This window comes from Natronobiforma cellulositropha (assembly GCF_025629245.1).
Lineage (GTDB): Archaea > Halobacteriota > Halobacteria > Halobacteriales > Natrialbaceae > Natronobiforma > Natronobiforma cellulositropha.
Map to the genome: position 1 here is coordinate 73,532 of NZ_JANZXN010000019.1, position 14,727 is coordinate 88,258.

Genomic DNA, 14,727 nt, shown 5'->3' on the forward strand with positions numbered 1-14,727 from the left:
GAGAACGAACATGTGAGTGTCATCGCCCACACGGGCGCGTGCCGAGAAACCGGGCGAGTCGATCAGCAGGCTCGAGCGCTCTCAGACGGGTTTCGACTCACGCGACTCGAGGCGGCTGCCCCAGAGCGCGCGGCCAGCCAGCAACACGACGAACGCGACGGTGGTCGCGAGGAGCGCGGCGGGCAGACCCAGCGGTCCGCCGAGGAACTCCCAGGTCGTCCCGAGAACGAAGCCGATGGCGATCGCACTCACGATGGCCTTCCCGGGGATGTCGACGAGGTACATCGCGGCGTAGACCGGGACGAGGAGTGCGCTGGTGAGGAGGATCGCTCGCCACTCGTACATGACGATGATCGTTCCCGGCGGGTCGATGGCGATGGCGGCGGCGGCGATACCGAAGGCGACGGTCGCGAGTCGGGAGACACGGAGCAGCTGTGCGTCGTCGGGGTCGTCAGCGAAGTAGCTGAAGATGTCGTTCGAGCAGGTCACCCCGCAAGCGTGCAGTCGCGTGTCGGTCGTCGAGAGGATGCCGCTGAGAATCGCGACCGAGATGACGATGCCGAGGCTCGTCGGCAGGTACTCGGTGAGCAGGAGCGGGAACGCTTCGTCGGGGTTCGAGACGGAGACACCGGCGTTGTGTAAGGCGACCACGGTCGCCGCGCCGACGATCATCAAGACCACGTAGAAGACGGAGACGATCACGCCGCCTGCGGCGACGTGGAATCGCGCCGTCCGGTCGTCTCGGATCGCGTTCGTCCGGATGATCTCCGACTGGGAGGTGAAGATCGACCCGAAGAAGGTGATCAGTGCACCGAGGAAGCCGAGCGCAGCGAAGCCGGCCGCGCCGAACGGCGCGGTGTACGTGGGATCGAGAGCGGTGAACTGCTGGTTGATGCTCGTGATCCCGCCGAGGTCGGCAACGAGGTAGACGAACGCGACGGCGACGAGGCCGACCATCAGGAGCCCCTGGACGAAGTCGGTGTAGCTGACGCTCACGAGCCCGCCAAGGGCAGCGTAGGCGGTGAAGACGGCACCGATGATCAGTACCATGTACGTGTACGGAACCCCGGTGAGTGTCGCGACGAGGACACTGGCCCCGGTGAGCTGAATAATGAGGAACACCCACGCGTTCGCGAGCAGGACGGTACCCGTGAGCGGCCGCGCGACGTCGTAGCCGGTGAGTTCGACGACGATGTCGGAGAGCGTCACCGACCCGAACTCACGGATCTTCGGGACGACGAAGTAGAAGCCGCTGATACCGAGCATCAGGCCGAGGATGATCCCCGTGAGCGTCGAGTAGCCCTGGCCGAAGACCGCACCGACGAAACCGATGATGCTGACGGCGCTGACGAAGTGTGCGACGTACGACATCGTCGCGAGCCACGGCCCGAGTTCCCGCCCGAAGATCCAGAAGTCGTCCGTGTTCGTCACCCGCTGGTAGCCGAGGAGACCGACACCCAGGATGACGAGCATGTAGACGACGAACGCCCCGAGGTAGAGCGTGTTGATCTCGCTCATTTTGCCCCCCGTTCACTCGACGGTCGCTCGAGGGTTTTCGACTCGAACGGATTCACTCCGAGGACGTAGACCAGCACGTAGTGTGCGAAACCAATGCTTCCTGCGAGTACCGTTGCCACGAACACTGCTGCCATCTCCAGGGGCAGCCCTAACACATCCATAGCAGATGAATTGTGCTTTAATTTAAATTGTTTTCTATTCCATTATCGTGAAATATCATACAACGAACTCGAGCGTGATGCCGACCGCCATCGCCACGAATCCGAGGACGCGGACGAACTGGGAGTGGAGTTCGCGGTCGATGAGCCGCTCGACGTTGCGTTCGGTTTTTCGCCGGTGTTCGATCCCGGTTCGGGCGTACATCTCGTCTTTCATGTCCTCGGTGACCCACGCCATCGTCCCGATCGACGCCATCGGTCCGAACGCGAAGATGGCGATACCGAGACTGACCGTTCCCGACGCGTACACGTAGCCGAGGACCGTACAGAGCCAGCCGAGGGTGAACCCGAGGTTGCCCCACCCGGTGAGGTACTTCCGGTCGTGGAGGCGGCCGCCGAACCACTCGAGGTTGTAGGCGAGACCGAGGAAGACCCCGAGGACGAGGATACCGAGCGCCAGCCAGGTCGTCATCCAGGCGGCGACGATGGCGACGACCGCCCCGGCGGCGATCATCCCGAATCCGATCGGATACTGGATACGCGGGTCGACGGTCACGTTCACGTCGGGGGCAGCGAGGTCGACGGACTTCATCCCCTGGTCCAGCAGCCACAGCGCCGCCATCGCCAACGCCCAGACGGTCCAGTCCCACGTACCGCTCACCGACCCGATCACCATCCCCATCGTCGCCACCGTCAGCGGGAGGATGCTGAACAGCCAGTAGTTGTTCACGAGCGAACGACGGACGTGGTACGCCAGCGACCGATCGACACGGCCGGTAGACCCAGGCGAAAGTTCCATACCTATATCATATAAAATAACGTGTTAATAGTGTCGGTATTGATCGTTAGTGAGACGATCCGCCCGGCACCTGTCACTCGAGCGGTCGGAGGGTGAGTTCGACCGGCTCGGCCGGAACGAGCGAGAGTTCGGCGGTGACCGGGAGATCGGCCGCGTCGGTGTCGGCCGCCTCGAGCGTGTAGCCCCGGAGGAGCGACGCGACGACGACCCGGATCGTGGCGGTCGCGAACGCCCCGCCGACGCACTGGCGCGACCCGCCACCGAACGGCAGGTACGCGTTCGACGGCGGCGAGTCCTCGGCGAGCCACCGGTCGGGGTCGAACGAGAGCGGATCGGGGACGTAGCGCTCGTCCCGGTGGAGTTGCCACTGTGAGAGCCAGATCCGCGCTCCCGCGGGGATCTCGCACCCGCCGAGATCGGCCGGGCGAGTCGTGTGTCGGAACATCGTATAGATCGGCGGGTACAGACGCAGCGACTCGGAGATGACGGCGTCGAGATACGCGACCCGTTCGAGACTGCCGTACGTGGCCGCCCGGTCGTACGCGGCGTCGACGTCGGCGCGCAGGCGGTCCTGCGTCGGCGGATCGCTGGCGAGCGCCCAGCAGGTGTAGGTCAGCGCGAGCGCCAGCGGTTCGAACGCGCCGACGACCAGAATACCGATCTCCGTCCGGACCGACTCGGCGGAGAGCGTCCCCGCCTCACGGGCGCGCTCGAGACCCGCGAGGAGCGGGCCGTCGCCCCGCTCGAGCACGTCGTCGACCAGGTCACCGAGGTCGGCGACGGCGCGACGGTAGCGACGGTTCGTCGGCGTCGGGACCCACTCGGGCACCGCCATCGAGAGGGCGATCTGCGACGGCGCGAACTTGCGACTGATCGCGTCGACGAGTCGGCCGTACTCACGGTCGTCGACCTCGAGATCGGTGCCGAACAGCGTCGAGGCAGCGATCGAGAGCGAGAGGCGACGGAACAGCGCGAGCGCATCGACGGGTTCGTCGGCCGGGAGGTCGGCGAGCGCCCGCTCGAGCGCGTCGCGGATCGCAGGCGCGTACTCGGCGAGTCGGTCCGCGTACATGACCGGTTGCCAGACCTCCCGGAGGGTGGCGACCGACGCGGCGTCGTACTCGACTGGCGTGCCGAACGACGCGGAGAGCCGTTCACGCAGCATGTCGGGCTTCTCGAAGGCCGCCGTGCGGGTGAGGAGCACCTCCTCGATCAGCGACGGGTCGGTGACGACGTAGATCGAGTCGGTGCCGGCGCGCGCCCGCAGGAGGGGTGCCTCGAGATCGCGACACCGTTCGCCGAAGGCGAGGGGACGGACGACCTGGTGGCTGTTGCCGAACAGGGGGATCCCCGGCACCGACGGCGGTGTCTCACTCGACACGCGTTAGGCCTCCGCGGGAGTCGACTCACTGGTCTCACTCTCGTGCTCCTCTCGGCTCTCCGGGCCGAACAGCCGCGTCCAGTAGACGAGGAGGCTCGGGAGCACGATCACGCTCGCGACGAACGCGTAGACGATCGAGACCGCCGCGATGGTCCCGAACTGCTGGAGCGAGGGGAGGAACGCGAGCGTCAGGATACCGAACCCGCCGGCCGTCGTCACCGCACTCCCGAGCAACGCGCCGCCGGTCCCGGTGACCGTCCGCTCGAGCGCCTCGAACACCGACCCACAGCGCTCGAGTTCCTGGTGGTAGCGCTCGCTCACGTGGAGGCTGTAGTCGACGCCGAGACCGACGGTTAGACTGGTGATCATCCCCGTGATGTAGTTGAACGAGAGACCGAGGGCGTACATCGTCCCGAGGACCCCGCTGAGTGCGAACAACACGGGGACGAGGGTGACGAGACCGAGGGTGGCACGGCCGGTCGTCAGCCGGTAGACGAACGCGAGGAAGACGCCCACGACGACGATCGTAATCGCGAGGCTCTGTGCGACCGTCTGGCCGATGTCGCGCTCGGTCAGGTGCGAGAGTACCGTCTCCTGGCCGGTCGCCGTCGCACGGAGTCCGTCGCCGTCGAGGGGACTCGCACTCGAGCGCGCCTCGGCGGTGATCGTCTCGAGCGAGTACGCGCCGTCGGCGTAGGTGACCAGCCTGAGGGCGACGTACTCGCCGTCGTCTCTGTGGACGAACTCCGCGGCCGCACGCTCGTCGGCGGCGAAGAAGGCCGCGTAGACCGTCTCGAGATCCGTGTCGGGGACGCCGTCACCGGTCGTATCCGCGCCAGTGAACGTCTCGTTGAACGACTCGTTCTGGCTCGCGACGCGCTCCATCGTGCCGAACGGGCCCCGGACAGCCTTCTCGCCGGTCGGCAGTTCCGCAGTGGTCGGACTCTCCGCGGCGGCGGCTTCGGCGGCGGCGACCCGTTCCAGGGTGTCCTCGCGGGTGACGTCACCCTCGACGAGTATCTGCGTGGTGAGTTCCTGGCGGACGAACTGCTCGGTGAGCAGGTCGATCGTCGCCGCCTGCGTGTAGGTTCCCGGCGACCGAGAGTCGGGGAGGTTGTCGGTCCACTCCGGCGGCGACTCAGGGAGGAACTCCTCGGTCTCGAAGCTCGTGTCGACGTTCGCGCCGGCGTAGAAGCCGACGCCACCGACGACGAGTACGACGAGCACGACTGCGAGCGGCGCACGCCGTGCGATGCGTTCGCCGGTCAGCAACAGCGGGCGGAGCCGACGCCCCGTCCCGAACGCGCGCTTTCGACGGTCGAACCCGCGCGACTCGAGCGCGTCGTCGAGTTCGATCTTCGCGAGCGGGAGGAAGACGCCGAAGACGACGAGCGAGGCGAAGATGCCGGCGGCGCTGACGATACCGAACTCACGGATCGGGCCGACGGGACTGACGACGTTCGAGAGGAAGCCGGTGACCGTCGTCGCGGTCACGTAGACGAGCGCGACGCCGACGCTACCGAGTCCGATCGCCATCCCGCTCGAGACGCCGGTGTCGTTGTCGGCTCTCGCCTCCCGGTAGCGCATCACGACGTGGATGGCGTAGTCGACGCCCAGAGCGACGAGCAAGACGGGAACCGCGATGAAGATGATGCTGAAGTCGAACCCGACCCAGCCCATGAAGCCGACCGTCCAGACGAGCACCATCACGAGTCCGACCAGCCCCAGGAGCACGTCGAGGATGTCGCGGTAGGCGATCAACAGCGCCGCCAGGACGAACACGAAGACGAACGGTCCGAGGACGAGCATGCTGTCCCCGGAAGCGGCGTCGATCTCACTCGAGACCAGCCCGTAGCCGAAGACGGCGTACTCGGGGTCTTCCTGGCTCGTGGCGAGGTCCTGAATCGACAGCTGAGACTCGACGAGGTGGTCCGGAACGCTGCTGGCGTGGATCCCCTCGCCGCCGGTGTCCTGGAAGAGCACGACGATCGTCGCCGACGCCTCCGACGACCCCGGTTCGTACGTCCGCGGCAGGAGGGCGAACACCTCGGCACGGTCGGCGTCCTCGTCGAGGACCGCCTCGACGACCTGCTCGACCTCGCCGTCGCTCATCGACTCGAGTTGTGCGTGCTGTTCCTCGAGCGTCGCCTCCTGGGCCGGCGTACCCGCCGTCTGACCCGTAGCCGCCCGTTCGCGTTCGATGGCGGCCTGCGCGACGACGTTCGGGACGCCGACGATCGGGTCGTCCTCGACGAGCGTCGCCTCGATCTCGTCGTCGGCACGCAGTTCCTGCTGGAGTTCGAGGATCGAGAGCATCGTCTCCCGCTCTAGAACGTTCTCCGACTGAGCGACGAGCTGGACCGGTGTCCCTCCGCCGCCGCGCGCGGCGAAGTTTTCGTCGACGTACTCGAGTGCGTCCGCCTCGGCCGAGGCGGTCTGGAAGTCCTCGAGCGAGGTGGTCTCCTCGACCATCGAGACGCCCGCGTAGAGACCGATCGTCACGACGAACAGGGCGACGAGCACGAGTCGGCGATTGTCGACGAGCGACTCGACGAGATCAGCGAACGACATCGGTCACCCTCCAGCCGGTGACCGACCGAACGGTCGGTTGCATTAGTGAGTCAACGGTGGGTCCTAAAGTAAAGCGTTTCGGGACGCGTATCCGAACGGTCAAGAGTCCGTGATACCAACTACCGTCACCGATGGACGAGCGCGCGACACCGTTTGGCGACCCCGCCGGTGGGAAGGACGAAATATTCGGCGCGACCTACCGCGTCTTACACACCGACGGGTACGCTGCGCTCTCGATCCAGCGCATCGCCGACGAGGCCTCACTCAGTAAGTCGACGATCTATCACCACTTCGAGAGCAAAGACGACCTGCTACTCGAGTTCTCACAGTACCTCCTGACGACGTACATCGACGGCCTGCTCGCCACCGCCGACGCGGACGTCCTCGCGAGCATCGACGCCATCCTCGACCTCTTTTTCCCTTACGAACGCGGCGACGGTGCGAGCGAACATCCGCTGCCCGACGCCGTCCACCGCGTCTACCTCGAGATGCGCACGCAGGCGGCCCACGACGAGACCTACCGTGCACACTTCGACGCGGTCGACCACATGGTCCGCGAGCGCGTCGCGGGCGTGATCCGCGAAGGGATCGACCAAGGCGTCTTCCGGCCCGTCGACCCCGACGCCGTCGCGGGCATGCTGTACGTCTTTCTCGAGGGAACTCTGTTTCTCAGCAGTACGACCGACGACCACCAGTGGCTCCCTGCCGTCAGAGAAGAACTCGAGCGCTACCTCGCAGGGCTGGTCTACGCCGAGGACGGAGCGCAGACCGAACCGCCGGAGTGAGATGGCCACCGGAGTACGGTGACCGCAGTTACGAGTCGCGTGAGAACGCGAGCGTCCCGCCGTCGTGTAACTCTCGCGAGACGGTGCCGACACCCTCCTGGAGGCGCTCGTGGTAGGCGACTAACCGCTCGCGCAACTCGTCGTGTTCGAGGGCGAGAATCTGTGCCGCAGAGAGCGCCGCGTTGAACGACTTCCCGGCGTCGACGGCGACGATTGGGGCACCGGCGGGCATCCCGATGACGCTGTCGACGGACTTCTCCTGGACCGGCACGCCGATGACCGGGATCGGGTAGGCGATCGACGCCGTCATGTTCGGTAAGTCGGCGGACTTCCCGCCCGCCCCCGCGATGATGACCTGAACGCCGCGGGCGGCAGCCGTCTCCGCGTAGGCGTACATCAGCCCCGGTGTCCGGTGAGCCGAGGTGACGTACGTCTCGAACGTAAAGCGCGACTCCGGCGGCTGCTCGAAGTCGGTCTGTTCCTCGAAGCCGAGTTCCTCGACGAACGCGTCGTACGCGCCGGGGCGTTTCCCGCCAGTCATCATCGTCTCGAGGTCCGAGTCACTCCCCATCACGATCCCGATGTCGGGCGTCTCCTCGTGTGGACGTCCCTGCTCGGCTTCGCGGTGGAGCCGTTCGATCAGCGTCGAAACCGAATCCGTACTCATGTGCGTCTCTCTCGTCGTGGAGGCAAAGAAACGATAGGATTCGACCCGTGGCGGAGGCAGCTACTGGTCGACGTCGAACGTCACCGCCGCGCGAAGCCGCTGTGCGCGCTCGAGCAGCGCCTCCCGGCCCTCACCGTCGCGCTCGGTGACGGTGACGTGGCCCATCTTCCGCAGCGGGCGCACCTCCTGCTTGCCGTACCAGTGGAGGTGTGCGCCGGGCGTCTCGAGCACGCGGTCGACGTTCGCGAGCGCGGCCGGCCGGGACTCCTCGACGTCACCTAAGAGGTTCGTCGAGACCGTCGGTGTGCGCAGGTCGGTCGAGCCGAGCGGCCAGCCCAGGACGGCCCGGACGTGCTGTTCGAACTGCGAGGAGACGGCCCCCTCGATCGTCCAGTGGCCGGAGTTGTGCGGCCGGGGAGCGATCTCGTTGAGCAGGATCTCACCGTCGACCGTCTCGAACAGCTCGATCCCGTAGACGCCCCGGCCCTCCATCACCGCGAGGACGTCGCTCGCCACCTCGCGGGCGCGCTCGGCGACCGGTTCGCTCGAGCGCGCGGGAACGATCGTCTCCCAGAGGATCTCGTCTTCGTGACGGTTCTCCCCGAGCGGGAAGGTCGCGTGTTCGCCCTCACCCTTGACGGCGATGACCGACACCTCGCGCTCGAAGTCGACGAACGCCTCGACCATCGCGGGACCGGCGACCGACTCGAGCGCTTTCTCGGCCTCTTCGGGCGTCTCGACCGGGACGTTCCCCCGGCCGTCGTAGCCACCCGTCCGGGCTTTGAGCATGACCGGCCCGCCGTAGTCGGCCATCGCCTCGCGGACGTCGGCGGCCGTCTCGACCGCGCGAAACGGCGGCACTGGAACACCGGCGTCGGCCAGCGCACGCTTCTGAACGAGTTTGTCGTGGATCACGCGCAGCGTCTCGGGTTTCGGGTGGACCGGTGTGGCGGTCTCCTCGCCGATCCGCTCGAGGAGATCCTGGTCGGCGAGTTCGATCTCGAACGTGAGGACGTCGGCACGCTCGGCGAGTTCACGGATGCCGTCTTCGTCGTCGAAGCCGCCGACGAGCTGCTCGCGGGCGACCGGCGCGGCCGGACAGTCGGGCGTCGGATCGAGGACGATAACCTCGACACCGAGCGGGGACGCCGCCTCGGCGAGCATCCGTCCGAGCTGGCCGCCACCGACGACGCCGAGCGTGGGTCCCGGCGTTGACAGGGTCGTCATTTCGCGGCGGTTGTGCTCGCCCGCGCATAAGGATTCCCACTCGAGGCGTCGATCTCGTCTACGCGAGTGACTACCGGCGCGGCCGACGACCGAGTCGGACGCTTTTTACCTCCCCACACACAGAGACTCGCCGTGAACACGCGACGCGCCTGGACGGTCGGAATCTTTAGCTACGTCGGCTTGTTCGGCGCGTCGCTGCAGTTGCGCGGGGCGTTGCTCCCGAGTTTCGGCGAGACCTTCGGCGTCGGCGAGAGCCAGCTCGGCCTGCTCGCCTCGCTCGGCTCCGTAGGGTTTCTCGCGACGGTCCTCACCGTGGGCGTCCTCGCCAGTCGGCTCTCGATAAAGCCGGTGCTGGTCGGCGGCCTGGTCGGCATCGCGAGCGTCCACCTCCTGATCGCGAGCGCACCGACCTACCTCGTCTTGCTCGCCGGCTTCCTCCTCGCCGGGGTGTTCCAGGGCTGTCTGAACGGTCTCGACCGGCCGGTGTTGAGCCACCTCTACCCGTCGAACCGCGGCCGCGTCTACAACCGCCAGGAGATGGTCTGGGCCATCGGCGCGACCCTCGGCCCGCTGCTCGCGGTGGCCGCGCTCGCACTCACCGGCTGGCGCGCGGCCTACGTCGTCCTCGCGCTCGCCTTCCTCCCCATCGCCGTCGTGCTGTGGCGACTCGAGGTGCCCTCACTCGATGGCGAACGTGCGCTCTCGCGTGCCGACGTGAGCGGACTCGTACGCACGCCCGCGGTGGGGACGATGGGTGGGCTGATCTTCCTCCTGAGCCTCGTCGAGAGCGGCCTGTTCACCTGGCTGCCGTACTACCTCGCGGGCGAACTCCCCCAGAGCGTCGCGAGCCTCTCGCTGACGGTCTTTCTCGCGGCGTACGTCCCCGGCCGCTACACCTTCAGCGTCGCCGCGACGAAGGTCGACAACCTCACGCTCGTCGCCGTCAGCGCCGCGGTGTCGACCGCGTTACTCGCCGTCTTCATCGCCGTCGGCGGCTACGCCTCACTGGGCGTCGTCTTCCTCGTCGGCTTCGTCGTCTCGGGAATGTTCCCGACGCTGCTCGCCTGGGCGACCAACACCGTCCCGGAGTTCAGCGGTCCCATCAACGCCCTCGCCTTCGGCGCGAGCGGCACCGGCTTCATGGTGTTTCCGGTCACGATGGGCATCTTCGCCGAACGGTACGGCATGACGCCCGCGATGAGCCTGCTCGTCCTCGCGATGGGCGGATTCACCCTCCTCGCGTTCGTCCGCCTGCTCGGCCAGCGTCGACGCCGTGCGGCCGCGTGAACCGGCCAGCGTACCGCGCGTGAGTTACGCCTCGGCCTGCGCACGAACGACAACGCCCGACGACGGTTGCGTTCACCGCCGCCAGTACAGAACGGTACCTCTTTGACGCCCCCTCTCCACCCCTCGCGTATGCCCACGCTCGGAGTGGTGATCGCGCAGTTCAACCGCCCGATCACCGAGCAGATGGAAGCGCAGGCGCTCGAGACCGCCGAAGCGGCCGGGGCGGACGTCTACGACGTCGTCTCGGTCCCCGGCGTCTACGACGCGCCGCTGGCAGCGGACCGACTCGCCCGACTCGAGTCGGTCGACGCCGTCGCCGTCGTCGGCACGATCATCACCGGCGACACCGATCACGACCAGGTGATCGCCGACGCCGCCGCCCAGCGCCTCGCCGACGTCAGCCTCGAGCGTGACACTCCCGTCACCCTCGGCGTGACCGGTCCCGGCATGTCCGCCGCGGAAGCCCGCGAACGCGTCGAGAACGCCGCGAAAGCGGTCGACGGTGCACTCGAGTTACTCGAGGAACTGCCAGATCCGGCTCTCGAATCCGACCGATAGAGACAGCTCCTCGAACCCGACCAACAACACACAAGCTATGACCATGGACTTCACCGACCGCGTCAGCCGTGTCGAACCGTCAGCAACGCTCGCCATCTCCGCGCTCTCGAAGGAACTCACCGCCGAGGGCAAGGACGTCATCGACCTCAGCGTCGGCGAACCCGACTTCCCGACGCCCGAGAACATCGTCGAGGCGGCCAAAGACGCGATGGACGCCGGACACACCGGCTACGCCAGCGCCAAAGGCGTGCCCGCACTCAAGGAGGCCGTCGCCGAGAAACTCGCCGAGGACGGTCTCGAGTACGGTCCCGAGAACGTCATCGTCACCCCCGGCGCGAAACAGGCGCTCTACGAGGTCGTCCAGTCGCTGATCCAAGAGGGCGACGAGGTCGTCCTCTTAGACCCCGCGTGGGTCTCCTACGAGGCGATGGTGAAACTCGCCGGTGGCTCGCTCTCGCGCGTCGATCTCTCACCCTACGACTTCCAGCTCGAGCCCGCCCTCGACGACCTCGCAGACGCCGTCTCCGACGAGACCGAACTCCTGATCGTCAACTCGCCGTCGAACCCGACCGGCGCGGTCTACACCGACGCCGCACTCGAGGGCGTCCGTGACCTGGCCGTCGAGCACGACGTCACCGTCATCTCAGACGAGATCTACAAGGAGATCACCTACGGCGTCGAGCCGACGAGTCTGGGCACGCTCGAGGGGATGGCCGACCGCACCGTGACGGTCAACGGCTTCTCGAAGGCCTATTCGATGACTGGCTGGCGACTCGGCTACTTCGCCGGGCCCGAAGACCTCGTCGCCGAGGCGGGCAAACTCCACAGCCACTCCGTCTCGAGCGCCGTGAACTTCGTCCAGCACGCCGGTGTCGAGGCGCTCGCGAACACCGACGCCGCCGTCGCCGAGATGGTCGAGGCGTTCGAAGGCCGTCGCGACCTCGTCGTCGACTTACTGGCGGAGGAGGGCGTCGAGGTCGCCGTCCCCGACGGCGCCTTCTACATGATGCTCCCGGTCGCCGACGACGACCAGGCCTGGTGTGAGGGCGCACTCGAGGACGCCCACGTCGCCACGGTCCCCGGCAGCGCCTTCGGGACGCCCGGCTACGCGCGTATCTCCTACGCCGCGAGCGAAGAGCGCCTGCGAGAAGGCGTCGAGCGGCTGGCCGACGCGGGCTACTTCTAGGCTCGATCCTCGCCCTCGGACTCGAGGTACTCCTCGCGAGCGATCGAAAAGCGGTGGTGGTCGATCGGCCCGTCGGCCCGGACCGCGTGGTTGCGCAACAGCCCTTCGTATCGGCCGCCGTGGCGTTCGACGTACCGCTCGACCGCTCGGAGAGACTTCTCGTTCTCCCGGTGGAGCGGAATCGCGACCACCTCGAGGTCCAGCCGTTCGAATGCAATCTCGAGGAGTGCGTCCGCGCGCTCGCCGGAGTAGCCTCGCCCCCAGAAGGGCTTGCGGAGCCAGATTCCCGGATACGCCAGGTCACGATTCCACTCGAAGAGCAGCGTCGCGGTACCGGCTACCTCCCCAGCGCCGTCCTCGCCGGCTTTCGGTCGGAGCAGCCACTCGGCTCGCTCCCGTTCGTCCCACGTGCGTTCGAACCCCTCGAGGCGTGCGGCCGCGTCTGCGGGCGTCTCGAGGGGCTCCCAGGGCAGGTATCGCGTCTCCGCCTCGATCGTCGGATTCCGACGCGAGGTGAGGTCGTAGAACTCGAGCGGATCGATCGACTCGCGAGAACAGCGTTCGAACCGCAGTCGGTCGGTCTCGAGCGTCTCGGGAAACACGGCCGGAGTTGCGGATCGGGAAGTCAAATAGCTACTGGTGGTGCGGGATCAGTGACACAGAACGGAGGACCGCAGTCAGCCCCGTCCCACGGTCCCCGGCAGTACCTTTGGCACGCCCGGCTACGCACAAATCTCCTGTGCAGCGACCGAAGAGCGTCTCCGCGAGGATATCGACAGACTGGTCCACGAAGGCTACCTCTCAGATTTCCGCTCGGGCGAGCACAACTCGAAGCGACCGTAGGTTTTCAGAGACACCTACTCGAGTGAATTTCCATCCGTGTGTTAGTCGTCTTCCGTTGTAACCGGGTCTGTTGGGCCGGTCAGTCGCCCGACGTCGAATCCCTCCCAGTCGAATTTGCGCTGGAAGTACAGCGCGACGTGGACGAGCGCGAGCAAGACGGGGACTTCGATTAGCGGCCCGATCACGGTCGCGAACGCGACGCCCGAGCCGAGTCCGAAGACGGCGATGGCGACTGCGATTGCGAGTTCGAAGTTGTTAGAGGCGGCGGTGAAGCCGATCGCCGTCGTCGTCGAGTAATCAGCACCGATCCCGCGCCCCATCGCGAAGCTCACCAGGAACATCAGGACGAAGTAGATCGTGAGTGGGACTGCGATCCAGAGAACGTCCAACGGTGCGGCGACGATGTTGTCTCCCTGTGTGGAGAAGATCATCACGACAGTGAACAGGAGCGCAGTCAGTGTGAGTGGGCTGATCCGAGGGATGAACTCCTCGGCGTACCACTGTTCGCCCTTTCGCTCGACACCGACGTAGCGGGTGAGTATGCCGGCTGCGAACGGAATACCGAGAAAGATCGCAATTGCCTGGAACACCTGTGTCGTCGTGATCGTGAAGTCAGCGACGAGGTGCTCCATACCGAGTAGTGGTGGGGCGAACACCACGAAGAACCAGATGTACACACCGTAGGTGAGGATTTGGAAGACACTATTGAACGCGACGAGCCCTGCTGCGTACTCGTTCGAGCCTTCTGCGAGTTCGTTCCAGACGAGCACCATGGCGATACAGCGAGCCATGCCGATGAATATGAGGCCGATGAAGTACTCCGGACGGGCCGGGAGTCCGAAGAACGCACCGCTGAAGAAGACGATGGCGAGGACGAACATCAACAACGGGCCGATGATCCAGTTCTGAATCAGACTCAGTCCGAGGACACGCCAGTTTCGAAATACCATCGGAAGTTGTCCGTACTGGACTTTCGCGAGCGGTGGATACATCATCAGAATCAGACCGATCTCGACGAGTGGAAGCCTGTGGAGCGCTGCGGTGGCCCCCGGAGCCACGTATCCGAAGCCGATTCCGACCGCCATCGCGACGAATATCCAGATGGTCAGGTACTTATCGAGAACCGACATCGACCGTGGATCACCACAGCTAGCACAGCCACAGGCCGGTCCGTGTTCGTGTGCAGGCTCAGTCATGCAGTGCAACCTTCGATGACTGTGAGGAGTGCAACCGCACGGTTCGTCGCGCGGAACTTCTTCCATCGGCCGTCCTTTCGGCTCTCGACGAGCCCCGCATCGATGAGAGTCGAGAGTGCGTGACTGAGCCCACTCTCAGTGATGTCGACGACCGCGTTCAACTCACAGACACAGCGTTCCTCGCCAGCGGATACGAGAACGCGGACGAGTGTGTACCGTGTCTCGTTGGCGAGTGCCGTTAGCACCCCGAGTTCCGATTCGACTCGAGGCGACCCGACTGCCGCCTCGAGCGTACCAAGTTCGGTGAGTCGGCGTTCGATGTCCTCGTTTCGACACTCTCCCAACTCGTCCTCGAGATATCGTTCGAGTCGTTCTGTAGCGTGTGTCATCGATGGTCAGTTGAGTAGATACTCAATTAAATGTTTTGAGCTTAGCGAGTAGGTGAGTGCTTGTCGACTATATATCGACCAATAGGACTATAATAGTTGAGCAACCAATCAACTGTATGGGGAAGAATTCACCGACCCGAACACGGTCAGTCAGAGAGTCAG

The 14,727-nt window shown here is 65.8% G+C and carries 12 protein-coding genes and 1 pseudogene; 4 read left to right on the plus strand and 9 right to left on the minus strand.

The features are described from left to right. Nucleotides 1–81: 81 nt before the first annotated feature. The 4 genes from N0B15_RS09980 to N0B15_RS09995 all read right to left on the minus strand — a co-directional run bounded on the left by N0B15_RS09980 (nt 82) and on the right by N0B15_RS09995 (nt 6,427). Nucleotides 82–1,518 (minus strand): sodium:solute symporter family protein, encoded by a 1,437-nt coding sequence (locus N0B15_RS09980; protein ID WP_263019556.1) that lies wholly within the window; start codon nt 1,516–1,518, stop codon nt 82–84. A 216-nt stretch (nt 1,519–1,734) separates the two neighbouring features. Next, entirely contained in the window at nt 1,735–2,475 is a 741-nt protein-coding gene (locus N0B15_RS09985; RefSeq protein WP_263019557.1) for a UbiA family prenyltransferase, read from the minus strand. Between the two features lie 73 nt (nt 2,476–2,548). Beyond that, nucleotides 2,549–3,856: a cytochrome P450 gene (locus tag N0B15_RS09990; RefSeq protein ID WP_263019558.1), complete on the minus strand. Its 1,308-nt coding sequence runs from the start codon at nt 3,854–3,856 to the stop codon at nt 2,549–2,551. 3 nt (nt 3,857–3,859) lie between these two features. Next, entirely contained in the window at nt 3,860–6,427 is a 2,568-nt protein-coding gene (locus N0B15_RS09995) for an efflux RND transporter permease subunit (RefSeq protein ID WP_263019559.1), read from the minus strand. 131 nt (nt 6,428–6,558) lie between these two features. Here N0B15_RS09995 and N0B15_RS10000 point away from each other — a divergent pair, with 131 nt between their 5' ends. Continuing rightward, a complete protein-coding gene (locus N0B15_RS10000; protein WP_263019560.1) occupies nt 6,559–7,212 on the plus strand; it encodes a TetR/AcrR family transcriptional regulator in 654 nt (217 codons plus the stop codon). Nucleotides 7,213–7,240: 28 nt separating this feature from the next. Here the strand turns inward: N0B15_RS10000 and N0B15_RS10005 are convergent, their stop codons facing one another. Together N0B15_RS10005 and N0B15_RS10010 are read right to left on the minus strand one after the other, a co-directional pair. Beyond that, a complete protein-coding gene (locus tag N0B15_RS10005; protein ID WP_263019561.1) occupies nt 7,241–7,879 on the minus strand; it encodes an AIR carboxylase family protein in 639 nt (212 codons plus the stop codon). A 60-nt stretch (nt 7,880–7,939) separates the two neighbouring features. Next, a pseudogene (locus N0B15_RS10010) lies at nt 7,940–9,160 on the minus strand (5-(carboxyamino)imidazole ribonucleotide synthase); the annotation flags it as partial. A 78-nt stretch (nt 9,161–9,238) separates the two neighbouring features. On the opposite strand from N0B15_RS10010, the gene N0B15_RS10015 reads away from it, so the two are divergent. From N0B15_RS10015 to N0B15_RS10025, 3 genes are all read left to right on the plus strand, one after another. Continuing rightward, nucleotides 9,239–10,393 (plus strand): MFS transporter, encoded by a 1,155-nt coding sequence (locus N0B15_RS10015; RefSeq protein WP_263019562.1) that lies wholly within the window; start codon nt 9,239–9,241, stop codon nt 10,391–10,393. A 129-nt stretch (nt 10,394–10,522) separates the two neighbouring features. Next, on the plus strand, nt 10,523–10,951 hold the full coding sequence (ribH, locus tag N0B15_RS10020) for a 6,7-dimethyl-8-ribityllumazine synthase (RefSeq protein ID WP_263019563.1): 429 nt from the start codon (nt 10,523–10,525) through the stop codon (nt 10,949–10,951). 37 nt (nt 10,952–10,988) lie between these two features. Then, entirely contained in the window at nt 10,989–12,137 is a 1,149-nt protein-coding gene (locus N0B15_RS10025; protein WP_263019564.1) for a pyridoxal phosphate-dependent aminotransferase, read from the plus strand. On the opposite strand, the gene N0B15_RS10030 is transcribed toward N0B15_RS10025, so the two are convergent. The 3 genes from N0B15_RS10030 to N0B15_RS10040 all read right to left on the minus strand — a co-directional run bounded on the left by N0B15_RS10030 (nt 12,134) and on the right by N0B15_RS10040 (nt 14,565). Then, nucleotides 12,134–12,739 carry a GNAT family N-acetyltransferase gene (locus N0B15_RS10030; RefSeq protein ID WP_263019565.1) on the minus strand — a complete coding sequence of 202 codons (606 nt, stop codon included), beginning with the start codon at nt 12,737–12,739 and terminating at the stop codon, nt 12,134–12,136. The genes N0B15_RS10025 and N0B15_RS10030 overlap by 4 nt on opposite strands. Before the next feature lie 282 nt (nt 12,740–13,021). Further along, nucleotides 13,022–14,176, minus strand: coding sequence for an ACR3 family arsenite efflux transporter (arsB, locus tag N0B15_RS10035; protein WP_263019566.1), 1,155 nt, complete (start codon nt 14,174–14,176; stop codon nt 13,022–13,024). Then, on the minus strand, nt 14,173–14,565 hold the full coding sequence (locus tag N0B15_RS10040; RefSeq protein WP_263019567.1) for an ArsR/SmtB family transcription factor: 393 nt from the start codon (nt 14,563–14,565) through the stop codon (nt 14,173–14,175). The genes arsB and N0B15_RS10040 overlap by 4 nt, the downstream gene beginning before the upstream one ends. Nucleotides 14,566–14,727 lie beyond the last annotated feature (162 nt).

Excerpts from the sequence above, each read along its gene's own strand:
- N0B15_RS09980 (WP_263019556.1), bottom strand. The coding sequence starts at position 1,518 with ATGAGCGAGATCAACACGCTCTACCTCGGGGCGTTCGTCGTCTACATG.
- N0B15_RS09985 (WP_263019557.1), bottom strand. The coding sequence starts at position 2,475 with ATGGAACTTTCGCCTGGGTCTACCGGCCGTGTCGATCGGTCGCTGGCG.
- N0B15_RS09995 (WP_263019559.1), bottom strand. The coding sequence starts at position 6,427 with ATGTCGTTCGCTGATCTCGTCGAGTCGCTCGTCGACAATCGCCGACTC.
- N0B15_RS10000 (WP_263019560.1), top strand. The coding sequence starts at position 6,559 with ATGGACGAGCGCGCGACACCGTTTGGCGACCCCGCCGGTGGGAAGGAC.
- N0B15_RS10005 (WP_263019561.1), bottom strand. The coding sequence starts at position 7,879 with ATGAGTACGGATTCGGTTTCGACGCTGATCGAACGGCTCCACCGCGAA.
- ribH (WP_263019563.1), top strand. The coding sequence starts at position 10,523 with ATGCCCACGCTCGGAGTGGTGATCGCGCAGTTCAACCGCCCGATCACC.
- N0B15_RS10025 (WP_263019564.1), top strand. The coding sequence starts at position 10,989 with ATGACCATGGACTTCACCGACCGCGTCAGCCGTGTCGAACCGTCAGCA.
- arsB (WP_263019566.1), bottom strand. The coding sequence starts at position 14,176 with ATGACTGAGCCTGCACACGAACACGGACCGGCCTGTGGCTGTGCTAGC.
- N0B15_RS10040 (WP_263019567.1), bottom strand. The coding sequence starts at position 14,565 with ATGACACACGCTACAGAACGACTCGAACGATATCTCGAGGACGAGTTG.